The sequence below is a fragment of the Streptacidiphilus rugosus AM-16 genome (assembly GCF_000744655.1).
Lineage (GTDB): Bacteria > Actinomycetota > Actinomycetes > Streptomycetales > Streptomycetaceae > Streptacidiphilus > Streptacidiphilus rugosus.
On sequence record NZ_JQMJ01000001.1, the window covers coordinates 563,909 to 588,458 of the forward strand.

General features: G+C 68.6%; 20 protein-coding genes and 4 pseudogenes. 14 read left to right on the forward strand and 10 right to left on the reverse strand.

The window, feature by feature from the left end; all coding sequences use genetic code 11:
* Window positions 1-423: 423 nt before the first annotated feature.
* The gene (istB, locus tag BS83_RS02515; RefSeq protein ID WP_037599587.1) at window positions 424-1,197 is read right to left on the reverse strand and encodes an IS21-like element helper ATPase IstB; all 774 of its coding nucleotides are present in this window, start codon (window positions 1,195-1,197) and stop codon (window positions 424-426) included.
* Between the two features lie 66 nt (window positions 1,198-1,263).
* Window positions 1,264-2,739 carry an IS21 family transposase gene (istA, locus tag BS83_RS02520; protein WP_037599589.1) on the reverse strand — a complete coding sequence of 492 codons (1,476 nt, stop codon included), beginning with the start codon at window positions 2,737-2,739 and terminating at the stop codon, window positions 1,264-1,266.
* A 189-nt stretch (window positions 2,740-2,928) separates the two neighbouring features.
* On the opposite strand from istA, the gene BS83_RS02525 reads away from it, so the two are divergent.
* The 8 genes and pseudogenes from BS83_RS02525 to BS83_RS02560 all read left to right on the forward strand — a co-directional run bounded on the left by BS83_RS02525 (window position 2,929) and on the right by BS83_RS02560 (window position 11,572).
* Window positions 2,929-3,798, forward strand: coding sequence for a YihY/virulence factor BrkB family protein (locus tag BS83_RS02525; RefSeq protein WP_269664829.1), 870 nt, complete (start codon window positions 2,929-2,931; stop codon window positions 3,796-3,798).
* 414 nt (window positions 3,799-4,212) lie between these two features.
* The gene (locus BS83_RS02530; RefSeq protein WP_198035108.1) at window positions 4,213-4,821 is read left to right on the forward strand and encodes a sortase; all 609 of its coding nucleotides are present in this window, start codon (window positions 4,213-4,215) and stop codon (window positions 4,819-4,821) included.
* Complete coding sequence (locus tag BS83_RS02535) at window positions 4,818-4,997, forward strand: hypothetical protein (RefSeq protein ID WP_037600046.1); 180 nt, start codon at window positions 4,818-4,820, stop codon at window positions 4,995-4,997. The genes BS83_RS02530 and BS83_RS02535 overlap by 4 nt, the downstream gene beginning before the upstream one ends.
* Window positions 4,998-5,225: 228 nt before the next feature.
* A complete protein-coding gene (locus tag BS83_RS02540) occupies window positions 5,226-6,296 on the forward strand; it encodes a DUF3048 domain-containing protein (RefSeq protein WP_198035109.1) in 1,071 nt (356 codons plus the stop codon).
* A 277-nt stretch (window positions 6,297-6,573) separates the two neighbouring features.
* Window positions 6,574-7,533, forward strand: coding sequence for a transposase (locus BS83_RS43350; protein ID WP_232247999.1), 960 nt, complete (start codon window positions 6,574-6,576; stop codon window positions 7,531-7,533).
* 222 nt (window positions 7,534-7,755) lie between these two features.
* Window positions 7,756-8,820 (forward strand): annotated as a pseudogene (locus tag BS83_RS48730) (recombinase family protein); the annotation flags it as partial.
* A gap of 538 nt (window positions 8,821-9,358) precedes the next feature.
* The gene (locus tag BS83_RS46200) at window positions 9,359-10,015 is read left to right on the forward strand and encodes a transposase (protein WP_051942496.1); all 657 of its coding nucleotides are present in this window, start codon (window positions 9,359-9,361) and stop codon (window positions 10,013-10,015) included.
* A gap of 165 nt (window positions 10,016-10,180) precedes the next feature.
* Window positions 10,181-11,572: an IS4 family transposase gene (locus BS83_RS02560; protein WP_198035074.1), complete on the forward strand. Its 1,392-nt coding sequence runs from the start codon at window positions 10,181-10,183 to the stop codon at window positions 11,570-11,572.
* A 289-nt stretch (window positions 11,573-11,861) separates the two neighbouring features.
* Here the strand turns inward: BS83_RS02560 and BS83_RS02565 are convergent, their stop codons facing one another.
* The 3 genes from BS83_RS02565 to BS83_RS02575 form a co-directional block, all read right to left on the reverse strand.
* Window positions 11,862-12,122, reverse strand: coding sequence for a hypothetical protein (locus BS83_RS02565; RefSeq protein ID WP_157596809.1), 261 nt, complete (start codon window positions 12,120-12,122; stop codon window positions 11,862-11,864).
* Window positions 12,123-12,368: 246 nt separating this feature from the next.
* A complete protein-coding gene (locus tag BS83_RS02570; RefSeq protein WP_037600054.1) occupies window positions 12,369-13,262 on the reverse strand; it encodes a metallophosphoesterase family protein in 894 nt (297 codons plus the stop codon).
* A gap of 116 nt (window positions 13,263-13,378) precedes the next feature.
* Entirely contained in the window at window positions 13,379-14,419 is a 1,041-nt protein-coding gene (locus BS83_RS02575; protein WP_051942498.1) for a glycerophosphodiester phosphodiesterase family protein, read from the reverse strand.
* A gap of 187 nt (window positions 14,420-14,606) precedes the next feature.
* On the opposite strand from BS83_RS02575, the pseudogene BS83_RS42740 reads away from it, so the two are divergent.
* Window positions 14,607-14,984, forward strand: a pseudogene (locus BS83_RS42740) (transposase); the annotation flags it as partial.
* A 116-nt stretch (window positions 14,985-15,100) separates the two neighbouring features.
* On the opposite strand, the gene BS83_RS02585 reads toward BS83_RS42740, so the two are convergent.
* Together BS83_RS02585 and BS83_RS48190 are read right to left on the reverse strand one after the other, a co-directional pair.
* Window positions 15,101-16,573 (reverse strand): glycosyltransferase family 39 protein, encoded by a 1,473-nt coding sequence (locus BS83_RS02585; RefSeq protein WP_084713057.1) that lies wholly within the window; start codon window positions 16,571-16,573, stop codon window positions 15,101-15,103.
* 109 nt (window positions 16,574-16,682) lie between these two features.
* Window positions 16,683-16,922, reverse strand: coding sequence for a transposase (locus BS83_RS48190; RefSeq protein ID WP_332262306.1), 240 nt, complete (start codon window positions 16,920-16,922; stop codon window positions 16,683-16,685).
* A gap of 183 nt (window positions 16,923-17,105) precedes the next feature.
* Between BS83_RS48190 and BS83_RS02590 the strand changes: the two genes are divergently transcribed.
* From BS83_RS02590 to BS83_RS02600, 3 genes are all read left to right on the forward strand, one after another.
* The gene (locus BS83_RS02590; protein ID WP_051942501.1) at window positions 17,106-17,378 is read left to right on the forward strand and encodes a hypothetical protein; all 273 of its coding nucleotides are present in this window, start codon (window positions 17,106-17,108) and stop codon (window positions 17,376-17,378) included.
* Between the two features lie 404 nt (window positions 17,379-17,782).
* Window positions 17,783-18,115: a WhiB family transcriptional regulator gene (locus BS83_RS02595; protein WP_084713059.1), complete on the forward strand. Its 333-nt coding sequence runs from the start codon at window positions 17,783-17,785 to the stop codon at window positions 18,113-18,115.
* 222 nt (window positions 18,116-18,337) lie between these two features.
* Window positions 18,338-19,360 carry a synaptic vesicle VAT-1 family membrane protein gene (locus tag BS83_RS02600; RefSeq protein WP_037600059.1) on the forward strand — a complete coding sequence of 341 codons (1,023 nt, stop codon included), beginning with the start codon at window positions 18,338-18,340 and terminating at the stop codon, window positions 19,358-19,360.
* A 5-nt stretch (window positions 19,361-19,365) separates the two neighbouring features.
* Here the strand turns inward: BS83_RS02600 and BS83_RS02605 are convergent, their stop codons facing one another.
* The gene (locus BS83_RS02605; RefSeq protein ID WP_063774072.1) at window positions 19,366-20,313 is read right to left on the reverse strand and encodes a LysR family transcriptional regulator; all 948 of its coding nucleotides are present in this window, start codon (window positions 20,311-20,313) and stop codon (window positions 19,366-19,368) included.
* 142 nt (window positions 20,314-20,455) lie between these two features.
* Here BS83_RS02605 and BS83_RS02610 point away from each other — a divergent pair, with 142 nt between their 5' ends.
* Together BS83_RS02610 and BS83_RS02615 are read left to right on the forward strand one after the other, a co-directional pair.
* Window positions 20,456-21,499, forward strand: coding sequence for a zinc-dependent alcohol dehydrogenase family protein (locus tag BS83_RS02610; RefSeq protein WP_037600061.1), 1,044 nt, complete (start codon window positions 20,456-20,458; stop codon window positions 21,497-21,499).
* 60 nt (window positions 21,500-21,559) lie between these two features.
* The gene (locus tag BS83_RS02615) at window positions 21,560-22,258 is read left to right on the forward strand and encodes an NAD(P)H-binding protein (protein WP_051942504.1); all 699 of its coding nucleotides are present in this window, start codon (window positions 21,560-21,562) and stop codon (window positions 22,256-22,258) included.
* A gap of 1,185 nt (window positions 22,259-23,443) precedes the next feature.
* Here the strand turns inward: BS83_RS02615 and BS83_RS48735 are convergent.
* Both BS83_RS48735 and BS83_RS02625 read right to left on the reverse strand, forming a co-directional pair.
* A pseudogene (locus tag BS83_RS48735) lies at window positions 23,444-23,758 on the reverse strand (transposase); the annotation flags it as partial.
* A gap of 534 nt (window positions 23,759-24,292) precedes the next feature.
* A pseudogene (locus BS83_RS02625) lies at window positions 24,293-24,496 on the reverse strand (IS110 family transposase); the annotation flags it as partial.
* Window positions 24,497-24,550: the final 54 nt, after the last annotated feature.

Consider the following 24,550-nt stretch of genomic DNA (forward strand, 5'->3'; position numbering starts at 1 on the left):
TTGGGACCCCCTGGGGTGCGCAGGCGCGATCACCCTCCGGGCGGCTTCCATCGAAGGTCCGTTTCCTCAACCGGCGCACTGTTCGCCTTCTGGCGTCGACGGCAGGGCGTCGGCCCCGGCCGACTGCCGAAGGAATGCGACGGCTCCCCCGACAGCAACAGCCTCGCGGCTCCCATAGCGGCGGGACATCACCAGTCGAGTCGAACGGCACCCGTAGCATGCAGAAACGGGCGGCTTGGTTCCGAACCCTGTGGGCCCTGGGCAAGGACACCGTCAACAGCTGCCTCGGATTCCGGGTGATCGGACTCGCTGCCGAGGCTGTCAACGGCCATTGAGATGCCCAGGTGGGCGGTCTTCGGGTGTCCAGGCTGGTGGCCATCAGAAATCCATGCCTGTGGCCAGTGGTGTTCCTGGGGGTGGGGGTCAGTTCAAGGGGACCACTCCCTTGCCGGCGAGGGCCTCGGCGAGGCGATGCGAGTCGCCGGATGTCTGGACCAGGTGAGCGTGGTGCATGAGCCGATCGGTGCTGGCCCCGGCGAGGGTCTTGGGCATGATCGTGTCGAAGCCGGACGGGTGGATGTTGCTGGTCACCGCGATCGAGCGGCGCTCGTAGGCGGCGTCGATGATCCGGTAGAACGCCTCGGCGGCATCCTCGCCGACCGGCAATAGGCCAATATCATCAACGACGATGAGGTCGGCCCGGCAGATCCGCGCGACGGTCCGAGCGGTCGACCCGTCGACCTTCGACTTGCCGATCGCGGCGGCCAAGGTCTCCAGGGTGAACCACGACACCCGCAGGTCCTTCTCGATCGCGGCCTGCGCCAGACCCTCCGTGAAGTGCGACTTCCCGGTCCCCGACGGGCCGGCGATCACCAGATTCTCCGCCCGGCCGATCCACTCCAGGGTGACCAGCGAGTTCTGGGTCGGCTCGGGGATCGTGGAGTCCTCGGCCCGCCAGGACGCCAGGGTCTTGCCGGTCGGGAAGTTCGCCGCGTGCCGGCGAAGGCGGCGGGTGGCCGCGTCGCGGCCGGTGACCTCCTCGGAGATCAGCAGCCGCAGCACCTCGGCGGGATCCCAGCGTTGCGCCCGGGCGGTGGCCAGCACGTCGGGTGCCGCCTTGCGCATGTAGGGCAGGCGCATCCGGCGCATCAGCTTGTCGAGTTCCTCGGGGATCGCCGGCGGGTGGGGAAAGCTCATGATGAACGTGCCGTTCTCGTGTGTTGACGTGCGGTCAGGATCGGTGCCGGGACGGAGTGCGGTGGTTCAGCGGCCCAGGGCCTGCCAGCCGATCGTGCCGTTCTGGACGGAGTGGGCCTCATCGGCGCGGACGACCTGCGCGGCGGGCTTGTTGGCGGCGATGTGCTCCAGGATGGAGACCAGGTCGTCCTCGGCGAAGCGCCCGGCCGCGGCCGCGAGGCCGAGGGCCTGGTCGACCCGGTCGTTGCCCAGGACGGTGGCGAGTTCGACGGCGTGGGCCATCTTCGCGCGGATCCGGGCCGCTCCGGCGGGGCCGGCTTCCTTGAGCCAGCGGCCGGCGCCGGGGCCGATGCCCACGAACGCGATCTCCGCCTCGGAGCGGGGCTGGAGCCTGGGCTGGTGGACGCCGCGGCCGTCGGAGTGGTCGGGGTAGTGGGCGTCGATGATCTGCGGGACGCCGGGCGTGGACAGCTGGTGCCGCCAGATCTCGGCCAGGTCGCCGGACGGGGTGCGGGCGGTGATCGACAGCTCGTCGCCGACGACCCGGCACCAGACTCTGGCGCCGGTGTAGCCGGGCGGCGTCGAGTAGCGCACCGAGTTGAAGCTGACCGTGCGGTCCGAGCCGACCACCCGCTCCTCGCCCAGCGCGAGCGCCAGCGGCTCCAGCGGGAGGACGTGCAGCGTGGTGCGTTCGACGTCGAGCCGGTCGGCCGGGACCTGCCCGGTCGCCCGGTGCCGGCGCGTGTTCACCTGCTCGCACCAGATCCGGCAGGCGTCCGCGAGCTCGGCGAAGGAGTCGTAGGCCGGCAGCAGGTTCGCCTCGGTGGGGACCAGGTCGGCCTTCGCGATCCGGACAGTGGCCTCCGCCCCGCCCTTGCTCTCGGGGTCGTAGGGAACGCAACTGACGACCTGACAGCCGTAGTGCCGGCCCGCGGCGACCATCTGCGGATGCCGGACCGGGATCCCGGCGATGTGCTCGACGGTGACCGTCTTCGCGTTGTCGGTCAGCACGTAGGTCGGCGCCCCGCCGATCCTCCGCAGCGTGGTGTCCAGGCAGGCCACCAGCGTTCCCAGAGTGCAGTCCCAGACCGGGATCACCACCCGGAACCGGGACCAGGACAGCCAGGCGCAGAACAGCCAGGTCCGCCTGCCGTTGATCTTCGGGCCCTCGCCCCAGTCGAACTGCAGCCACCTCCCGGGCTCGGGGATCCACGGCCGGTAGGTCCGGCGCTTGCCTGCCCTCCACGCGGTCTTCGCCGCGTTCACCGCCCGCCGGGTCGAGCGCGCGCTGCCCTGGAAGCCCATCTTCACGAGCTTGTCGTGGACCACGTCCGCGCGGATCGACGCCTTCGACTGCTCGACCCACTCCTCGATCTTCTCCAGGAAGCCGTCGATCATCTTCGGCCGCGGCTCACGCTCGAACGGGTTCCGCCCGCTGGCGCGGGCCTCGACATACCGCTTGACCGTCTTCGGGTCGTGCCCCGTGAGCGCGGCCGCCGACCAGACCGTCTCGGTCAGGTCGTACGCCTCGAATATCTCCATGATCTCTCTGTCAGACTTCGTCACAGGACCTCTTCGACCGGTATCGCTGATGCTTCGCAAACACCAGCAAACCGGACGAAGGGGTCTCCTTCAGATAAGGAAGCGATCAGGAACACCGCAGGCTAGAGGCCATCTACCTGGATTTCTGGTGGCCATCAACCGGGACTCGACTGGCCGCACACCTGGACTCTGCCACGGCCGCCGACAGAGGCCGCCTTCTTCACGCTCCTGTCCGTCCCACCACTGCTGCTCTGCCTGGCGGGTACTCTCGGCTACCTCGATGACGTCGTCGGCGCCGGCACCATCGACAAGCTGCGTCAGGACATCGTCTCAGCAGCTGGGACCGTGCTCTCCACGAACTCGATCCAGCAGATCGTGGACCCGCTGCTGAACAGCGTCTTTGGCGCCGGCCGTCCGGACCTGATCTCGATCGGCTTCCTGCTCTCCCTCTGGTCCGGCTCGCGGGCGCTCCACATCTTCATCGACACCATCACCGTGATGTACGGGCTGAACGGCAAACGCGGCATCATCAAGACCCGCCTGATGTCCCTCGGGATGTACGTCGCCGCGCTGGTGATCGGCTCGCTGGTACTGCCACTGGTCCTGGTTGGATCCGGACTGGCTGCCGCACTTCCCGGTTCCGCCTGGATTATCGGCATTCTCTACTGGCCCGTCGCGATCCTTCTCCTGGTGGTCTTTCTCACCACGCTGTACCACGTCGCCGTTCCCGCCGACACCCCGTGGCGCGAGCACATTCCCGGCGCGCTGGCGGCGATACTCGTCTTGATCCTTTGCAGCGAGGCGCTGCGGCTCTACTTGATCCACTCGGTCGAGGGTCCTTCGGTCTACGGCTCGCTCGCGGCCCCTGTCGCGGTACTGCTGTGGATATTCGTGGTGGCGCTGGCCGTCCTGATCGGCGCCGCGATGAACGCCGCCATAGATCGCCGCTGGCCCAGCGTCGAGAGCGCACAGGCCCGAGCCGAACATGCCGGGGCCGGAGAGGAGTCCGCCGAGGTGGGTCCGGCGCGCAGCCCCGCGGTCACCAGACCGGCCGTGTAGAGGCTCGACCGCCGCGGAACTTCATCATCGACGTTCCTCTGGTGTCGGACATCCCGGGAAAGGGCCCGGTCGGCACGACAATCCAGTCAGCGAGGCGAACTCCAGAAACATCAAACGGGGAAGGCCACAGCCCTTTGAGGCACGCTGCCGCGCTTGAACCCTGCCCGGAAACCAGGCCGACCACTGGCAGATCATGCCTTACGCCTGATGCACGATCCCCTGCGAGGGATCGTGCAGACAGGCGGTGGAGGCGCGTACCAGATGCGACCAAGCGAGCGTGTAACCGATCCTGCGGCGGTGGGAGTGCGGCAGCCTCTGCCGGTCAGACAAGCACGCAGATCGAATACCCATGCGTGCCTCGACCATGTGCGGGAACGGAACCGGGGCCGGCTGTTCGGCCTGGTGCTTCACCAGGTGGGTGAGCTGCTGATCATTGCGGGCCTGATGACAGGGATGTTCACCGCGTGGCTGTACTGGGGCCAAAGCCCTCTGCCGAGCTCGGCCCAGGTGCGCGTGAACCAGCAGATCCGCCAGGCCTGGCAGCACAAGGGGATACCCGTCCCGGGCGGGGCGATCGCCCTGGTCCGTATCCCCGTCCTCGGCAAGACCTGGCAATACCCTCTCTATGAGGGTGTCTCCCTCCGGGTGCTCGGAAAAGGCCTGGGCCACTACCGCGGCACCGCTGGGCCAGGCCAACCCGGCAACTTCGCGTGGGCGGGACATCGGTCGTCGATGACGGGTTTCGAACCGCTGGCTGACTTGCCGGGCGCGATCGGCCGCGGAGATCGGATCATCGTGGACACTGCGTCGGCCGAGTACGTCTATACGGTCGCGGCGACGAAGTACACGACCCCTGACGACACTACGGTGCTCCACCCCGACCAGGGCCGCCACGCCAACCCGAAGCCCGGGCTCATCACCGTCACCACCTGCACACCGCGCTACGGCTCGTCCGGCCGGTTCATTGTCTTCGGCTCTCTCACCAAGACCACCAGCACCACTTCCCAAGGGGCGACAAAGTGATCACCGCATTCCTCTTCAACCGACTTCCCGGTCCCGCCTGGGTCCGCCTCCTGCTCCTGCTGATCATCGGCGGCGTCCTCGGGCTGGTGTTGTGGGGGTGGTTCTTCCCCTGGCTGGTCCTGCACTTCGGCTCGGCGCTGCAGGGTAATCCCACCGTAGGGGGAACCGGGAACTGAGGTCCCGCGTCAGCTGCGTGGTTGCCCGAGCAGGCACCTTGCCACCCGCAGGCGGGCAGGACCGGGCCGACCTCTTGACTGCCCGAAAGCGCATCCGTCCACCCCCGTCGTCCCGGCACAGTCGCAGGCAACGCCCGGCCACCGAGACCCAGGGCGTTCCCGGCAGACGACGCCACAGGCCCTCGCGTGCTGCCGTGCACCTGCGAAGCGAGGCTGAGGTAGATGCCGATGAGAGAGCTTCTGGAAAAGATACGGACACGTTGGCAGGCCAGTACGAAGCGAACGAAGGCGATCGTCACCGCCGTCGCACTAGCGCTCGTGGGCACGTCGGTCGCTGTTCCACTCGCCCTTGCGAACAGTTCCGGCACACTGCCTGCCGCCGCCTCGCCGGGGTCGCCTTCCGCGATGCCCAAACCGGCACAACGAGCCATGACCCTGCCGGTGAGAACGGCACCGGCTTCCTCCGGGGATTCTCCCCTGACGGGTCTGCCCGGCGGAGCGGGGCGCGTGCTCGCCGTGAAGATCGACAACGTCGGCCCGGCGCAGTACGAGCAGTCGGGGCTCAACTCGGCTGACATCGTATATGCAATTCAGGTCGAGGGCGGGCTCAGCCGCTACCTGGCCATTTTCGACAGCAAGCATGTGCCCTCGCGCCTCGGCCCCGTGCGCAGCGCCCGGCAGACCGACATCCCTCTGCTGGCCGCCTACGGTCGCGTCGGACTCGCCTACAGCGGCGCGATATCCGGTCTCTTGCCCGATCTGGCCCGGGCGAACCTGCAGAACATCACCCCGCAGAGCGGGCTGTTCAGCCACGGCGGGACCATGCCGACCTACATCTCCCCGTCGAGCGTCTTCGCGGCCTACCCCAACCTGGCTCCCGCCAAGAACGTGGGCTTCACCTTCGGGGCCCAACCCAGCGGTGGCACGCCGGTGACAGGTTTCTCCGAGTACATGCCGGCCGCAGGGTTCGCGTTCACCGCCTCCGGCAACTCGTGGCTGGTTTCCGTCGACGGCCATGCCGCCGAGACGCTGGACCAGGGCCGGTTCAGCACGACCAACGTCATCGTCCAGCATGTGTCGGTGCTGCCTGGTGAGTTCACTGACTACAACGCGGCGCAACCGGCCAACGAGGTGTTCTCGCAGACCACCGGCCACGGCGGTGCCGACTTCTACCGCGACGCCAAGGTATGGCACGGCCAGTGGACAAAGGGGACCGACGGCTCGCCGACGCAGTACACCGTGGGCGGCCGGGCCATGCCGCTTGCTCCCGGCCGTACCTGGGTCGTGCTCGTTCCCTGACCCGCGCCGGGGGCTGCAGCACCTTTCGCGGCCGAGCCCCGCACCCTGAGTCGCCGCAGCGACGATCACGACGACGTCAGCCGATCCCGACTCGGCGGGGTTCCGGCGTTGTACGGGGCCGGGTCGCGGGCCAGGACCCGGCCGGCTCGCAGCCTGCCGCAGACCTCCATGACTCCTCCCCCGGCTGAAGGACTCCGTTGGGAATGTCGTAAAGCGGTGAGGGCAGGCGGCCCGGACTGGGACGATCGCTGTGTTCGTCGATCGAAGGTGGGTCTGGATGTCGCTGGAGCCGCGGGCTGACCGTGGGGTGCCGGAGCTGACGGCGCGGGTGGTGCGGGCTTCGTTCCCGAAGGGCACGCAGGCGGTCCGGATCCGGGAGGCGTTGGGCCCCTTGTGCGAGGATGCCGCGTTCGCCCAGGCGTTCCCCGCACGGGGCCGGCCGGCCGTCTCACCGGGGGCACTGGCGCTGGTGTCCGTTTTGCAGTACGCGGAGGGTCTGAGCGACCGCCAGGCCGCCGACCAGGTGCGGGCCCGGATGGACTGGAAATTCCTCCTCGGTCTGGAGCCGAACGACCCGGGGTTTGACTTCACGGTCCTGGGCGACTTCCGGGCCCGGCTGGTCGAGCACGGCCTGGAGGAGAAGGTCCTGGACCTGTTCCCTTCCCGCTGCTCCGAGCTGGGGCTGCTCCGGGCGGGCGACCGGCAGCGGACCGACTCCACGCACGTGCTGGCCTCGGTGCGGGTGCTGAACCGGATGGAGTTCGTCGGCGAGACCCTGCGCGCCGCGCTGGAGGCCCTGGCTGTGGCCGCCCCGGCGTGGCTGGCCACGCTGGATCGACTCCTACCGGTTCCCGACGGGCGACAACGTCCGGGCCCAGTGGGCCGAGCAGGTCGGCCGGGACGGGTTCGCGGTGCTGGACGCCGTGTTCGCGCCCGGCGCCCCGGTCTGGCTGCGGGAAGTCCCCGCAGTCCAGGTCCTGCGCCGGGCCTGGATCGAGCAGTACCACCGCGACGGGCAGGGGGTGCGCTGGCGGGAGGGCAAGGACCTCCCGCCGGGCAGACGCCGCCTGTCCTCGCCCTACGACACCGACGCCCGCTACAGCGTCAAGCGCGGCTACGGATGGGTCGGGTTCAAGATCCAGACTCCTACAATGCAAACGGTAACTTCGAGTTCGAGGTCGTAGCGGGTCCCACATCCGGTCTGCGGACGCGGTCGGTTGCGGGTGGGGACAGCTGACCGGTCTGGCGCTACGTTCGAAGTGCGGCCATATCTGGCGGGTGCGGGCGAGCCGCGGGCGGGGTGGTCGCTGTCGGCTCGGAGCATCGATGGACGAGCCCGTGATCGTGTTCGAGTTCGTCTTCGACCGTTTGGGGGCCGCAGAGCTGGCCGCGGTCTACCAGGTCCTCGTCCCGGTGCGGGGACGTCGTCGTGTCCGGCGGGGTGACGATCGTGATCCAGGTGGCGCTGTATGCACGGGTGTCGTCGGCGAGGCAGAGGCAGCGCGAGACGATCGGGAGCCAGATCGCGGCGGTGCGCGAGCACGCGCAGACCCGCGGGTGGCAGATCCCGCAGGGGTGGATCTTCGCGGACGACGGGTTGTCGGGGTCGAGCCTGGTCCGGCCGGCCCTGGAGCGACTGCGGGACCTGAGCGCCCAGCGGCTGGTTGAGCGGGTGCTGTGTCTGTCGCCGGACCGGCTGGCCCGCAGTTATGCGCACCAGGTGCTGCTGGTGGAGGAGTTCGCTCGCAACGGCACCGAGCTGGTGTTCGTGAACAACCCGGTGGCCGAGACGCCCGAGCAGGCCCTGGTCGTGCAGTTCCAGGGCATGATCGCCGAATATGAGCGGGCGCAGACCGCCGAGCGCACGCGCCGGGGCAAGCTGCACCGGGCCCGCAGTGGGGCCACCAGCGTCCTGGGGAGGGCTCCGTACGGCTACCGCTACCTGTCGCGGGCCGAGTACGGGGAGGCCGCCTACCAGATCGTCGAGGCCGAGGCGCAGGTCGTGGCCCGGGTCTTCGGCCGGTATGCGGCCGGAGGGGTCTCGATGCTGGCCCTGGCCCGGGAGCTGACCGCCGACCAGATCCCTTCCCCGAACGGGAACCCGAGCTGGGACGCGGGGTCGCTGTGCCGGATGCTGCGTAACCCCGCCTACATGGGGCGGGCGGCGTTCGGCAAGACCCGCACTGCCGACGCCGGGCCGAGGCCGAACCGGACCTCACGGCTGTCCGGTCGCACGACGCCCGGACGCGTGGGGGTGACCGGGCGGCCGCGCGAGGAATGGGTGGAGATCCCGGTGCCTGCGCTGGTCAGCGAGGAGGTCTTCGAGTTGGCCCAGCGCCGACTGGCGGAGAACGCGAAGTTCTCCCCGCGCAACACCAAGCATCCCGCCCTGCTGCAAGGGCTGCTGGTCTGCGACATCTGTGGCTACGCCTACCAGCGCACCTCGCAAGGACCTGGTCCGAAGAAGTACCACTACTACCGCTGCCCTGCCACCAACAGCTGGCAGCTGCCCGGCGGCAGCAAAGTCTGCTCCAGCCGCCCGTTGCGGGCCGATGCCCTGGAGACCATGGTCTGGGAGAGCGTCGTCGCCCTGCTGGCCGATCCCGCCCTGGTCCGCGCCGAGCTGGACCGGCGTCTGGCCCAGATGCGCGACACCGACCCGCTGCAGGGACGCCGCCAACGCCTGGAGCACGAGCTGGCGGCCGTCGACGCGGCGATCAACCGGCTGGTCGGCGCCTACCAGGAAGACCTGGTTACCCTCGAGGAACTGCGCGACCGCGTGCCGAAACTCCGCGCCCGACGCCAGCAGATCCAGGGCCGGCTCGACACTCTGGCCGCGCAGCTCGTCGACCAGCAGGCCTACCTCAAGCTCGCCGAGAACCTGGAGAGCTTCCTGTCGCGTCTGCGCGAGAACGCGCGCACCGCGTCGGTCCGCGACCGGCAACGCGTCCTGCGAGCCGTCGTCAAGGAAGTCCGCATCGGTGCCCACCAGATCACGATCAAGCACTCGATCCCGGCCAGCCGAACAGACTCCGCCCCGAGTTACCTATTGCGTTGTAGGAGTGCATCTGAGCGAGACCTGCGAGCCCGAGGCCCCGCACCTGATCACCCACGTGGCCACCACCGATGCCACCGTCGCCGACACCGAGGTGACCGATGCCGTCCATCTGGGCCTGGTAGAACGGGAGTTACTTCCCGGCGAGCATGTGGTGGATGCCGGCTACGTCACCGCCGCCCACCTCGTCACCGCCCGCACCGTGCACCGGATCGAAGTGATCGGACCGGTCGGCGCGGACACCGTCCACGGCCGATCGGAAGCCGGGCACATCCCTCAAAGCGCCTTCCACGTGGACTGGGACACCAAGCAGGTCACCTGCCCGCAGGGGCTGACCAGCGTCAGCTGGTCCGACCAGCGCAGATCCTCCGGCATCGCGATCAGCCAGGTCCACTTCGCGGCCACCGACTGCCATCCCTGCCCGCGCCGCCCCGACTGCACCACCGCGAAGAACCACGAGTGGGGCCGCACCCTCACCCTGCGTCCCCGCGAGCAGCAGCAGGCCCTGTGGCAACGCCGCGCCGAGCAGGAAACCGAGGACTGGAAAGCCCGCTACAACGTCCGGGCCGGCGTCGAGGGAACCATCTCGCAGGCCGTCCGCCGCACCGGCATCCGCCACACCCGCTACACCGGACTGGCCAAGACCCAATGCCGGGAAGTTTGAGGTCGGGGCTGGTTGTCAAGCTGTTCGGCGAAGCCCGTGTGACGGGACGGGGCTCCGCGTAGGACGGGAGTCGACCAAGACACCGTCTGCAGGGGAGCCCCGATGGTTCAGTCTGGCATGCCTGTGCGTGCCCGTGGTGGTGGATGTGCTTTTGGCGCGGGGCACTTGGGTGAGTTGACGCAGGTCATCACCCCTGCTCTCGTCGACGCCGTGCTGGAGGGGTCCGGCCGGGTGCAGTCCCGGGTGAGGAAACTGCCTTCGCGCGTGGTCGTGTACTTCGTACTGGCGATGGCTCTGTTCACGGGCTATGGGTATCGCGGTGTGTGGGCCTGCCTGGTGGCCGGACCCGGTGTTCCGGATCTCGCTCCGTCGGCGGCTGCCCTGCGGCAGGCGCGTCGCCGCGTCGGGTCCGCGCCGCTGGTGGCCCTGTTCGACGAGGTCAAGGGCACGGTGGCATCCGAACACGCTCGAGGATCGTGGTGGCGCGGGTTGCGGACCGTGGCCTGGGACGGCACCGGACTGCAGGTCCCCGACAGCCCGGAGAACCGTGCGGAATGCGGAAGCGGCCGCGGGCAGTACGGCCTGGGCGGCTTCCCGCTGTTCCGGTTGACCGCCCTGGTCGAGTGCGGGACCCGTGCCCTGATCGACGTGGTCGCCGGCCCGTGGACGCAATCGGAGAAGGACCAGTGCATGGTGCTGTGCCGCGCGCTGCGGCCGGGGATGCTGCTGCTGGCCGACCGCGGCAGCAAGGGTGTTCCGCTCGTCTGCGCGGCCGCCGCGACCGGTGCCCATCTGCTGTGGAGGACAAGCGTCGACCGGCTGCCGCCCGTGTTGCACCAGCTGCCGGACGGCACCTACCTGTCCATGGCCACCAGCCAGAACGAGCGTGCGCGTCTGGCGCGTTGGACACGTCACCGCCGCGGTGTCCCGCCGCAGGCCCAGGGCCTGGCACTGAGGGTGATCGAGGCGACCGTCACCGTCCGTGCCGATGACGGGCGCATCCGCAGCTCCGAGATCCGCCTGGTCACCACGTTGCTCGACCACCGCACGTACCCGGCGGCCGAGCTCGTCGAGCTCTACCACGAGCGTTGGCAGGCGGAGACCGCGTTCTTGGGCTTGAAGGTCACACTCAAGGGCAGCGACCGCGTCCTGCGCTCGCAGAGCCTGGACGGAGTACGGCAGGAACTGTTCGGCCTGCTTGTCGTCTACCAGGCCGCCCGGCAGATCGCCGGCCGTGCCGGGCAGAGCAACGATGTCGACCCCGACCGTATCTCCCTGACCGTCACTTTGCGCACGGCACGGCTCACCGTGGTCAACGCCTCCGGAACCACCGTGCCCGGTCCTGGCTCACCGAGCATGCCGCGGATCACCCAGGCCGTCCTGGACCCCCGCGAACTCGCTCCCGAGCACCGTCGGCTCCGTATCCTGCCCCGCCGGGTCAAGCGGCCGATCTCGACCTTCGCCTACAACGCCACCCGCAAGGACGATCCCATGCACCAGGTCACGATCAAGATCGTCATCGAGCTGCCAGTGAACCTGCCCCGACGACCTGCCTAATCTTCCCGGCATTGGGCCAAGACCCACCTCGGCAACGTCCTCGCCGCCACCGCACTCAACCTCATCCGCCTCGACGCCTGGCTCACCGACACACCACTCGGCAAGACCAGAACCTCCCACCTCGCCGCACTCGACCTGGCAGCCTGACCAAACAACCCGCTTTGCGGCTTTCCCAACGGAGTCCTGAACGAGGGGGCTTCTCACCCGGGTCCGTGGACCCTCATGACGGCCAAGCCCTGACCGCTGCCCGAGAGCAGGTCACTGATGATATTGCGTCACTCCGTGGCGCTCACCCCAGGGATGCGTTTCCCTCCCCGGCCGAAGCCGGGGATACCCACGCACGGAGAGAGATGGGCAGGTCGGCGAGCAGGAAGGCCAAGCGGGCCAGGTCGTCGCCGGCGTCGGAGACGACCAGCAGCTCGGGATCGCCCTTACACCGGTGTCGCGCGGCAATGATCCGCTGGATCACGTCGCGCAGTCGGGCGGCCGAGCCGGGCCGCGTCCAGCAGGGGTCGCCAGGAAGTGGCCGCGGCCGGATGTAGACGTCCACGGCCAGCACGATCCCGGCCGTCGACCGCGCGTGGCGCGGGCAGCAAGCCGAGCAACTGGTGCAGCGGGGCCGATTTGATCCAGCCGGTGTTCAGCGTGATCTTGCGATTCCTCCCGGCCGTTTTGCGGCCGGGAGGAATCGCATTGTGGACCAGGAGGCGGGGAGGCCAGGGTTCGATTCGTTGCCGGTCGGTGCTCGAAGCTCAGTGCCTGCTGTTACGACCCCGCACCCGTGCGCGCATTGACATCAGGCGTGCGACAGGTGGCTGGAGGTAGACCCCGTTCCGACGGGGGCTGGGCCGGGCAGAATACATCGTGGCGGGGCGGGTGCGCCGTCACGCGGCTGCCACTCCTCAGGACGGCCGACCGAGACCTCCTCGAACCGGACGCCGTCGTCCCAGTGCGTGCCGGGGGAGTGGAGGTGCCCGTAGACCACGGTCTCGACCGGGAAGCGCCGATGCCAGTCGCGCGTGGCCGTCGTGCCGCACCACTGTGCATAGAAGGGATCGACGGCGAAGCCGGGCGGCGGGAAGTCCAGAGGATAGTGGGTGACGAAGATCGCTGGCGGGCGACCGGGCAGTTCCTGACGCAGACGCTGCTCGGTGTAGCGCAGCCGGGCGTGGCACCATGCCTCTGTCGAGAAATAAGGATCCGAGAACAGCCGAGCCTCGTCGGGGCTGACCCGCCCGCTTGCGAAAGCCCCGGCCAAAGACTCCTGCTTGGACATCCCCTCGGGGCGCAGGCTGTAGTCGTAGAGCAGGAAGACCGGAACGATGGTGGCGGGTCCGCCTTGACCGCGCCAGATCGCGTAGGGATCTTCTGGAGTGAGGATGCCCAGTGAGCGGCACAACGCGACCAAGTGCCGATAGCGCTGCTCCCCACGCAGATCGGTGGGGTCTCCTGGCGGGATCCGCAGTTCATGGTTCCCAGGAGTCCACACCACGCGAGCGAACCGTTTGGCCAGCAGCGTCAGGGCCCATTCGATCTCGGACAGCCGTTCCCCCACGTCGCCGGCGAGCAGAAGCCAGTCGTCGGGTGAGGTGGGCCGGACGGATGCGAGATGGTCACGGTTCTCCGGAAATCTCACGTGGGTGTCGCTGATGGCCAACAAACGCCCGCTCTCGGGCTGGAAGTCCTGCATGGTTACCGATCCGCTTGCCTTGGAGGCTGGGTTGCCGGACCGGGTGCGATCGACCCGGCGCTGCACGGTAACTAGGCGAGCGGGATCTGTTTTGGCCCTTAGGGGAAGCCTTGGGGTCATCGGTTCGCAGCCAGCTGACTGCCCGCACTCGTCCGGCTACTGGCGCCGACGAGTCGGGCAGCAGGAGTGCCGAGACCTGGCGCGGAGCCTCGCCGTTCCACCATGCGGGCCAGGTCGGCGCGGATCTGCACCATGCGGCGAGGGGAGTCGGCCATGACTGCGTCAGCGCCCAGGTGCCAGGCGGTCAGATAGTCCTCGGGTGTGTTGACTCCGAAGAAGACGAGGGTGACACCTCCGTCGCCGCGGAAGCAGTCGACGGACCGCTCGTCCCAGAAGGTGGCGTCTGGGATGCAGCTCGCCCCTGTGCCTAGCGTGAACTCCTCGGTGAGTTCGACCTTGCGGTGCAGCTCGAAGCCGGCCCAGGTCCCGGGGGCGGGAGGGGCGGGGCGCTGTCGGGTGAGACGGCAGAGCATCAGGCGGTCTCGCGTGGTGTCGCGCGGCTCGAAACAATGGGCGAGTGGGAAGGCCGACATGGTTTCGGTGGCCTCGCGCTGTGTGGAGTAGAAGCGGACCCGGCCCCAGCCGGTTGTCCCCTCGGCGGTCGGCGTGTCCAGCACCGCCGCGATGGCGGGTGCGAGCACAGCGACATGGGGTGACTTCAGGTCCAGCAGCACGGGCACATGGGCTGGGACGACGCGGAGGGCGGCTGCCAGGCTGGGCAATTGCGCAGCGGAGGACCTCCGGTAAGGGAACCGGCCGTCACAACCGGCGAAGTGGTATCCCGCGTTGAGTCTCGCCAGTTGTTCGGCGGTATGGGCTTCCACCGGGCCAGAGCCATCGGTGAGTTCGCCAAGATCGAGCGGCCGGTACAGGACCGGCACCCCGTCGCGGCTGACCTGGACACTGAGCCACAGCATGTCCGCACCGACTGCCAGGGCACCGCGGATGGCTGCCAGGGTGTTCTCCGGGTGGTCGCCCCGCCCGCCGCGGTGGGCGATCACCAACGGACACGGATGCTCCGATTCGGCGAGGAGTTGCGCGGTCCGTGGCCGGGCGCGGGGGGAGTCCGGGTGCGGCGTGCTGCTCGTCCGCGCCATGCGATCTCCTGGCCCTAGGTTTGTCAGTCTGAGCAGCCATGCTGGAGATCACGCGCCGTCCTGTCACGGCCCCTGCGGGCGACATCAGGCGCCTTGTTGCGGGCCCGGTCGGGCAGCGGGTCCGGGAACGGTTCTGGCGTCGGGGAGCGTTCGGCGTGGTGGGTCTTGGCGGAGCCGACACCTGCCCGTACGGGAGAAATTGGAGATGGCCGTCGCCGCCCGCGGCGACGACGTCGACGGCGTGATCTTCCATGCCGACCGCGGGTCGCAGTACATGTCCAGGACCTTCGCCTAGGTCTGCCACCGGCACGGGATCCGGCGCAGTACCGGACGTGTCGGGTCGAGTTACGACAATGCCCTGGCCAAGTCGTTCTTCCAGGGGCTCAAGCGGGAACTGCTGCACAGGCGGTCGTGGACCTCGAAGGCGGGGACCCGGCTGGAGCTGTTCCGCTGGCTCTCCTACTACAACCGGCACCGCCGGCACTCCTGCCTCGGCTACCGCACCCCGATCGAGTTCGAACAACACCTCACACAACCGCGTACGCTGACACTCGTCGCGGCATGAACCGGTGTCCACTCCACAGGTTCAGCCTCAGTGATCAGCTACAACACATTAAGGCACATCAAGGGACGTGACCGGTCAGCACCAACGAGCCCCAAACCGTTCGTCGAAGGCGGGGGTTACGGGCCCTGCGTCCTCAGCGTTAGCAACGTGACGGTTAGGCCCCTCACGTAATGGAGTTCGGTGACGCGATAGTTGGAACGCAAGGCGGCCTGCTGGCTGGGTAGGAGACCGCCAAGCGGAGCCGATGCGTGACCATCAGTGACGACCCAGACGCGATGGGCACCATTCAAGCAAACGACGGGCAGTGTGCACTCCAAGGCGAACAGGTCATTCCGGGCCACTGCAGGAATGCTGACGAAAATATCTCTTGGCTGGGACGACTGCGGAAGGTAGTAGGAAATGCCGAGATCGGTCATGAACAGCGCATCAACCCCGCGCTCCGGGACGATCGCATCTCCCGCTTGGTAACCGAGAGCGATCACTGCGGCACCCGACCGCCAGTCCACGCCGGTATGAGAGAATTCAAGGCTGTCGATGCGGATTCCATCGGAAGCCAGCCCGGCCACCAGCAACACCGCGAACGGCGCGATCCAGCGGGACCAGGGCAGTTTATCCACGCCTGCGGCCGCCAGGATTGTCCACAGCGGGACAACGAAAAGTAGGTAGCGCTCGACCCAGTATGAGTGCGCCCCCTGGGAACAGATCCACACCGTAGCAATCGGCAGGAACGGGACTGGCGAGTACATCAGGCCCGACCTGGATAGCATACCAACTACCGCGAGCACGAGCAGGGCTAGGCCGAATAGCCCCCCGCTCGTGAGGTTCTGCAGAAAGCCCGGCACAGCATTGAGTGACGGGCGCACAGTCCAGCCGGTCTGCCTGTCAGACTGCCCCTGGCCGATGAGCAGGAGTGGTGACAGGGCCAGCACGGCCAGGGCTACCGCTGAGACGAAGCCGCGCCACGCACGACGTCGCCGCGTGATTAGCAGCCACGCATGGGCGGCCAGCACGCTTAGCCCGACCAGGTGCAGCAGGCCGATCAAGGCCAGCGTGGCACCGTAACCCGCCCACGCGCCCGCCTCGCGCCACCGACAGCGGCGCTCGGCCCGGTCCAGCAGGAACAGCAGCTGCCAAGTGGCCAAGAGCACAGCCGTGTCGGCCAGCGCATACGAACGCGCCTCTTGAGCGAACCGCAGTACGGTGGGGACGAGCGCGAAAAGGATCCCCGCCCAAAGGCCCACGCGTGGGCGGAAGAGGCGCCTGCCCACCAGCGCAGTCAGCCCCGCCGTTGCCGCCGTCGCCAGCACGCTGGGCAGGCGCAGACCGACAGCCGATCCGCTGAAGACCCGGATCCAGAAGTGCAGCAGGAAATAGTAGGCCCCCGAGACCGCGTCCACATGGTCGAGCAGACCCCACAACTGGCCTGTAGTGCGCCGCGCCGCGCTCCAGCTTGCGAGCTCGTCGCGCCAGAGCAGCGGGCGGCCCAGATGCCAGAGCCCGAGCAACAACGCGAGCGCCGCTGGAAGGGCCCACACAGGCAGTCGCCAGGGTGTTCCGCGAGTCCGCGATGGCAGGATCAGTCCATCCACGACGCCTGTCTACCAGGGATAAAGCATCTTTTACCGGGTGTAAGCCTCTCGTTTTGGGCCGATGCTCCAGGATTACCCCGTACGGTGCAGCAGCCGCATTGACGGCGATCTAGAGCGGACAGAAGTACCGCGAACGCGCGTCGGCGAGGCCGGCGGCGATGCTGGCGTGGCCGTGGTCCCGGAGGGTGTTGATCGCGAGGTTGCGCAGGGTGGCCATGTTCTCCAGGCCATGGCTGGTGCGGATCTTCGAGGCGTCCTCGCCGAAGGCGGTGTCGCGGACGAAGTGGAGCCGGTTCTCGATGGTCCATGGCGAACGGGCCAGCTCGCTGATCCGCTGCGGTGGGGCCAGCTAGTGGGGCAGGTCGGTGAGCGCGTAGACGGTCTGCCGGGTTCGCTTCCCGGTCTTAGCTTGACTTTTAGAAGCCGTTGTCGTATCGAACGTGATCGGCAGGTTTCCGCAGGTCAGGCATAGTGCCGACGTCGGTGAGGCAGAGTCCGGACTGTCGGATCGTGTCCTTGCTGGAGGTGCTTGGTGGCGTCGGTGGTGGGTCTGCTGGAGGAGCGGGAGTTGGCCGAGCGGGAGCGTGTGGAGGTGCTGCGAGCGGAGGCGGACCGGATCCTGGGTGAGCTCTCGGAGGCCGAGACGCGTTGGCAGGAGTGGGTGATCGCGCGGCAGCGGGTCGATGAGGTGCTGTCGCCCGCGTCAGCGGCGGCGCCGTCCGAACCGGAGCCGGTCGGGCACGCTGACGTGCGGGAACGGGATCGGGAGGCCGCGGCCGGGACACAGCCCGATAGTGTCCCTTGATGTGCACATTAAGGGACGCCATCCCGCCGAGCCGTACGACCGTGCCCTTGGACGGTCCCTGGCGGACTGATCATCAAGATTGATCTGACGGCCGAGAGTCGCCCCGTCCTCGCTGGCCCTTCTCCTCGCTCCGGCCAGGGCCGGGGACGATTCGGCTCTCACACACGTCATTGCACGCCTGCGGCCCCCGACCTCTCGGGCACCCGTCGCATGCGCCGGCTGTGGTGTTGGGGGACAAGACAGGAACTGCCCGCCTCCCGGCTCGCCGCAGCTCTTTGACAGGATGTTCTGAAGCCAGAGTCATTTGATACACGATGCTAACTCCCCACCTTTCCTGCCAGTGCAACACTTTCTTAAGCAACGATTGCCCAGGAATAACTCTGGGACTTGCCTAAGGAGGCCCCGTGGGACGCGTAGCTCGTTTTCCGACCTGGACCGCCGACTCTCCATGGCGGGTCCGCCCAAACCCGGCCGCCGAGCCGGCCTGCTGGGGGGTGGACCCCGAGGTCTTCTTCCCGATCGGCACCGGCGTGGTGCTCAAGCGCCAGGAGGACAAGGCCAAGGCAGTCTGTTCGGGCTGCCCGGTGCGTCTCGCGTGCCGGGATGAGGCCCTTCTGCTGGGGGGGCACGCAGGCGAGGGTGTCTGGGGCGGCCTCTCTGCCGAGGAGCGACGCCGCCTCGGCCGCTCGAAGCGTTCCGACCGCGCTGCGCGAACTGGCGTGCCGCTTCCCGCCTGACCGGTGTCTGTCCTGCTCGTCCGACTCCAGGGGTCGCGGGACGTCCTCCGGCGGTTCCGCGGTACTCCGAACCCCGTCCCTGCCGCCGTGACGGGGATGCGGCCGGCATGTACGTGTCGGCGGGCTGCTGAGGACGGCTGCCTGCTGCATCCTGTCTACCAGGGCGAAGCGCTTCGCAATCTGCCGAGGCGCAGGCAAGCTGTGAGCGGGCAGGAGCCGACGATGAAAGCTGTATGGATCACCAAGGCTGGCGGCCCAGAGGTACTCGAGGTCCGGGACAGCCCCGACCCCCAACCAGGGCCTGGCGAGGTGCGGATCAAAGTCCACGCCGCCGGGGTCAACTTCGCGGACATCTCCGCTCGGATGGGACTCTACCCCGATGCGCCGCCGCCCCCGTGTGTGGTCGGATACGAGGTGGCGGGCACCGTCGACGCCCTCGGCGAAGGCGTCGCCGCACCCGCGGTGGGCACCCGGGTCCTGGCGATGACCCGGTTCGGAGGCCAAGCGGAGCTGGTGTGCACCCCGGTCCGCCAGGTGTTCCAACTCCCGCCGACCATGACCTTCGAACATGCGGCGGCGCTCCCGGTCAACTACCTGACAGCCCACCATGTGCTCTTCCGCGTGGGCACCCTGCATCCAGGTGACCGCGTACTCGTCCACATGGCCGCCGGCGGGGTCGGCCTCGCAGTCCTGCAACTGTGCAAGACCGTCGAGGACGTCACTGTCTTCGGCACCGCGTCTTCGTCCAAGCACGACTTCCTGCGCGCGGCGGGCTGCACCTACCCCATCGACTACCGCACCGAGTCCTACGCGCAACGGGTGCGGGACCTGACGCGGGGGGAAGGTGTCGACATCGTCCTTGACCCGTTGGGGGGCGGCGACTGGAAAGCCGGCTACCGCTTGCTGCGCCCTGCGGGGCGCCTGGTTGCCTACGGCTTCTCCAACACCTCTACGGGCCCGCGCCGCAGCCTTCCACGTGTTGCCCGCCAGATGCTGGCGACCCCGCTGTTCAGTCCTCTCGTCCTGATGAACGCGAATCGCACGGTGACCGGCGTCAACATCGGGCACCTGTGGGACCGGCATCAGATCATCAGTGAGCAGCTGACGCACCTTCTTGCCCTGTACGAGGCCAAGGTCATCGAGCCGCACATTGACAGCACCTACACCTTCGGCCAGGCGGCTGGGGCCCACCAAAGGATCCAAGACCGCAAGAACATCGGCAAGGTCCTGCTGACCCCGAATTAGCAGTGTCAAGCCCCGGTTGTAGAAGACGAGTTGACCGGGACCGGGGCAAGGAGGGCCGGGGCGGTGCTTTGCAGGAGTCGCAGTGCTGCGGTGATCGCCGGATCACGCTCGGTGCCGGAGCGCAGGGCGATGTCGATGGTTCGCGAGAGGGTGCCATGCCGCAGTGGCCGGGTGGTGAGTGTCGGCGGCATGTGGGAGGCGGCGAGCCCGGGGACGAGGGCGACGTGGCCGCCGAGGTCGGCCAGGGCGGTCATCGTGGTGAAGTCGGCACAGGTGTGTCTCACCTTGGGGGTGTATCCGACGGCGCGGCAGGCCTGGAGGACCGCGTCGCCGCAGGCTGTCCCGGCAGGGGCGGTGACCCAGTGGGCTTCAGCGAGTTCCTCCAGGTCGAGCGGTGCTCGTAGGGCGGCCGAGGGATGGCCCGCAGGGAGTACGGCGACGAAGGAGTCGGTCATCAGGCGCTTGTTCAGGAGGCCGGGGAGTTCGGGCGTGGCGAGATTGTCGTAGCGGTAGACGAGGGCGAGCTCGGCGTCGCGCTGGAGCAGCAGCCGGGAAGCGCATTCGGGCTCGGCCTCGATCACGTGCAGTTCCAGTCCGGGGTGCGCCTCGGACATGGCGGCGACCAGGGGAGCGGCCAACGGGAGGAGCGCGCTGGGAAAGCAGGCCACGCGGAGGGGGCCGGTGGGAGCCGCGTCCCGGCTGCGGACACGGACGTGGGCACGTTCCAGGGCGGCAAGTACCTCCTCGGTGTCCTCGCTGAGTCGCCGCCCGGCAGTGGTCAAGTGGATGGAGCGGCCGGTCCGCTCCAGCAGCTGGACCCCGGTTTCCTGCTCCAGCAGCCGAAGCTGCTGGGAGATGGCAGAGGGGGTGACCTGGTGCACCTCGGCGACGGCGGTCACGGTGCCGAGCTGGGCCAAGTCACGCAGGAGAATGAGCCTTCGCACATCGAGCATAAGTTTAGCTTAAGCCTGGGATGAAGTTTATGTAGCTGGACGTGAGGCCCAGGCGCAGGGAAGCTGGCAGTCCGGATGAGGTCCGCTGTGCCGGGACGGACCGTGCCCGGGTAACCGTCCCCGCTCCACCAGGAGGCTCCCCGTGCGCGCTGCTGTGATCCACGGCCCGAACGACATCCGCGTCGAGCAGGTCCCCGACCCCCGGATCCAGCAGCCCACCGACGCGGTGGTGCGGGTCGTCAATGCCTGCATCTGCGGCAGCGACCTGTGGGCCTACCGCGGCATTGCGGCCCGGGTGCCAGGACAGCGGATCGGGCACGAGTTCCTTGGTGTGGTCGAGGAGACTGGCGCCGCAGTGTCCACCGTCAGGCCCGGCGACTTCGTGGTCGCCCCGTTCGTGTGGTCTGACGGGGCGTGCTCCTTCTGCCAGGAGGGCCTGCACACTTCGTGCCCGCAGGGCGGTTTCTGGGGTGAGGTGGGTTCGGACGGCGGCCAGGGCGAGGCGGTTCGCGTGCCCTTCGCCGACGGCACCCTGGTCGTTCTGCCTAACGAAACGGCGGGCGAGGAGAAGCTGCTGCCCTCCCTGCTGGCTCTGTCGGACGTGATGAGCACCGGCCATCACGCGGCGCTGGCCGCCCGGGTCCGGTCCGGCGCCACCGTCGCCGTCGTCGGCGACGGCGCGGTGGGGCTCTGCGGTGTCCTCGCCGCCCGACGGCTGGGCGCCGAACGGATCGTCATGCTGGGCCGTCACGAGGCACGGACCGCGATCGCCCGCACCTTCGGCGCTACCGACGTGGTGGCGGCCCGCGGCGGCGACGCGGTCGGTGCGATACACGAGCTGACGGAGGGGCAGGGCGTGCACGCCGTGTTGGAGGCGGTGGGCACCGAGGAGTCGATGCGCACCGCGATCTCCATCACCAGGGACGGTGGCGCGGTCGGCTACGTCGGGGTTCCCCACGGCGGCAGTGCGGGCGTGGAAATCTCACAGATGTTCAACCGTAACATCACCCTTGCCGGCGGCGTCGCCCCCGCCCGCGCGTACATCCGCGAGCTGCTCCCCGACGTGCTGTCCGGCAGCATCGAACCGGGCCTCGTCTTCGACCGCACCATCGGTCTCGGCGAGGTGCCCGATGGCTACCGCGCCATGGACGGGCGTACCGCGCTCAAGGTCCGAATCGCCATGTGACCGTCCCGCGACCACCGATTCGCCGGGCTGCCGGCCCGCTCGCCCGAAAGGACCCAGAGGTTGAAAATCGTCATCGCCGGCGGCCACGGCCAGATTGCCCGCCGTCTGGGCAGGCTGCTCGCCGCACGCGGCGACACGGTGAGCGGCCTGATCCGCAACTCCGCGCACCGCGAGGATCTCCTCGCCGACGGAGCCCGGCCCGTCCTCATGGACCTGGAGCACGCCTCGGTCGATCAGGTTGCTGCAGTCCTGAGCGGCGCGGAGGCGGTGGTCTTCGCGGCCGGGGCGGGGCCCGGTAGTGGCGCGGCCCGTAAGCACACCGTCGACCACCAGGCCGCAGTTCTTCTCGCCGACGCGGCGCTCGCGGCCGGGGTTCGGCGGTACGTGATGGTCTCCACCCGCGGTGCGGGCAGCGCGCCGCCGGCCGATGCCGATGAGGTCTGGGCCGCTTACGTTCACGCCAAGACCGCGGCTGACGGGTACCTCATGGCCCAGCAGGGGCTTGGCTGGACGGTGCTGCGTCCTGCGGCACTCACTGATGCTCCTGGAACCGGATCCGTGCGCATCACTGCCGAGCGCAGCGTCGGCCAGGTCACGCGTGACGATGTCGCCCGTGTGCTCCTCGCCCTGATCGACACTCCGGCCACCGCTGGTCTCGTCCTCGAACTGGCCGAAGGCCCTGTCATGGTGGATGACGCGGTCGCGGACGCGGCGAGGCGGCGCGTCGGAAGCCTTCGACTCCCGAACTCTCCCCCATGAATGGGGGGATTCCCTGTCACGCTTCGCGTGGCAACGCTGCGCGGGGGCGTGAGGGTCGGTTCCTGGTTCCTCCCCGTGGGATTGAATCAGCCCTGCCAAATCGGGTTCGTCGGGCGCCAAGGTGACGCACGGTGACGGCAGGGGCTGCTTCCGTGTCCAGTGGTGCTCGATCGCCGAATTGCAGGACGCATCAGCCCCACTTCTGGCCCCTACGCCACCTGATGAGCGCCGCCCGCAACCGCCTCGAGATGATCCCCCCGCTTCATCCTCTGGGAACACATCACCGCCATTGTCGACCTGGCGGCCGCCGCCTGACGCACCACGGGTACCAGGACCACTACGCCCTTCAGCGCGCCGTCAGACGATCAAGTGCCCGACAACGTGACAACGCCCTCAGGAGGTCTGCGTTAGTCGTCGCCGGCGGATGGGTCCAACTCTGGTTCTGACGGCAGGTCCGCCCAACGGGTACCACAGCGGCGCCCGTGCGGCCATCCTTGGTCTTGACGGGAAGCTGGGTCGCTGTCGGGTCCATGCCACTCGCCTCTGACGTCCCAATGCCAACGACAGCCCAGCCATCGAACTGTGGTCCATTGTCCCCTCCTAACACCGAGCACTTCGACTGAGCCCTAATCCCGGCTGATCTCGGACGTGGGGGCGCTGGAACGAAGAGTTGCCTTGTGACCTGTGATGATGATCCACCAGACGAGTGCCCTATGCGAGTTGACGCGCGGGTGCAGAGCAAGGGGGCAGACTGGCGGCACATCGAAACTCCGGTTGGCACAGGCGACTTGGCGGTCACCTGCCCAACCGGAGTTTCGTTCCTTCTGACACGGCCTCGCCAGCCCAGGACCCACCCCTCCGACCTGCAGAGCCACATGATCACCGGGACTTTGAATCAGCCCTGGGTCGCGGATCACCTCTACATCCGTCATCATGGATGACCCGGCGGATGTCGGCTCACGCCGGAAGGCCCGCGTTCGTGCGGGCCCGGGGGCCGGTGTTCGAGCACCGGGCCCTGCGCCGTCCTCTGGCACAGGAGAGAACGGCGCCGCCCCGGGCGGACCCCGATCCCCCGGGGCACCCCCATTGTTTTCAAGCCCCGGGGGCGTGCGGTGTCCGCTGGTCTGCCCAGCTTTTCCACAGGTTCAGGGGTCTCGGGCCCTCGCGGGTCGATGGTCGGGCAGGTCAGCTAGCCGGCGGCGCATGGGCGGCCTGGAAGAGGGCGGCGAAGGCGTGCTGCCAGGGCCATCGCTCCGGTAGGTGGAGAATCAACTTCCGTGCGGTGCAGGCGATTCGGACCGGGACGTGGACCAGGTGTGCGCGCAGTGTCGCGCTGGTGGCCTTCGCCTGGAAGGTTCCGGTGAGTGCTCCGGCGGCTCGCAGCAGATTGTGGGCGATCGCCCAGATGGTGGGCCAGGCCGCGTTGGCCTGGAAGTCGCCGGAGGGCAGGTGTGCGAGTGCGGAGCTCTTGCCGTCCGCGATGACCTGCTCGATCGTGGCGTGCTGCCGGTGCTAATGCTCGGCCTGGAGCATCTCGAACGGGCTGTCGGTGAAGACGGGGTGGTAACGCCAGGCCGTGAACAGCTTGCCCCGCCCGGCCGCCACCTCGGCGTTCAGGCGGCGGACCCGACGCCAGCCGCGCGGCGACCTGCTCGGCCTTCCTGTGGCTGGTGACTGCGGTGTACTCGACCTCGGCGACGTCCGCGTCGGAAACCAGTTCGCCGGTGCCGGGGTCCACGAACGCGTCCGGGTAGCGGATCGGCGTCCAGGCGTCCTCGCCGATCGCGCTGATCGCGGCGGCGACGTGCGGGTTCATTCGCACCGTGAGCGAGAAGCGGGCGTTCGCACCGCGATAAGCGGGCACCACGTCGGCGTCGTAGAACTGGCTGTCCGCGCGGACGACCACGGTGCCGGTCGCTCCGGCCTGCCTTGCTGTGGCCAGGGCCTCGCCGGTGAACGGGCCGGCGCCGCGCGCGTCTGCGGCCTTCCCTCGCCGCAGGCGGACCGCCGCGATCACCGAGCGGGCCAGCGACGTCCGGTGCCCTCGATGCCGATCCGGCGCACGTCGCCGAAGGTGCGCATCCAGGCGAGCAAGGCGCGGTAGCCAGCGCGGGTGGTGGAGAAGGCCTGCGTGCTCAGCAGCTGGTCGTCGGTGTCGATGACGGCGGCCACGTGCAGGTCCTTGTGGGTGTCCACGCCGCCGATCACGGCGCGTGAAGTGGGTGGGATGCTGGCCATGTCGGCTCCTCGCGAGAAACGGGCGCGATGGGTCGGCGCGCGTTCACCGAGGCG

Excerpts from the sequence above, each read along its gene's own strand:
- BS83_RS02600 (WP_037600059.1), top strand. The coding sequence starts at position 18,338 with ATGAAAGCTGTATGGATCACCAAGGCTGGCGGCCCAGAGGTACTCGAG.
- BS83_RS02575 (WP_051942498.1), bottom strand. The coding sequence starts at position 14,419 with ATGGCGCGGACGAGCAGCACGCCGCACCCGGACTCCCCCCGCGCCCGG.
- BS83_RS02540 (WP_198035109.1), top strand. The coding sequence starts at position 5,226 with ATGAGAGAGCTTCTGGAAAAGATACGGACACGTTGGCAGGCCAGTACG.
- istA (WP_037599589.1), bottom strand. The coding sequence starts at position 2,739 with ATGGAGATATTCGAGGCGTACGACCTGACCGAGACGGTCTGGTCGGCG.
- BS83_RS02570 (WP_037600054.1), bottom strand. The coding sequence starts at position 13,262 with ATGCAGGACTTCCAGCCCGAGAGCGGGCGTTTGTTGGCCATCAGCGAC.
- BS83_RS43350 (WP_232247999.1), top strand. The coding sequence starts at position 6,574 with ATGTCGCTGGAGCCGCGGGCTGACCGTGGGGTGCCGGAGCTGACGGCG.
- istB (WP_037599587.1), bottom strand. The coding sequence starts at position 1,197 with ATGAGCTTTCCCCACCCGCCGGCGATCCCCGAGGAACTCGACAAGCTG.
- BS83_RS02605 (WP_063774072.1), bottom strand. The coding sequence starts at position 20,313 with ATGCTCGATGTGCGAAGGCTCATTCTCCTGCGTGACTTGGCCCAGCTC.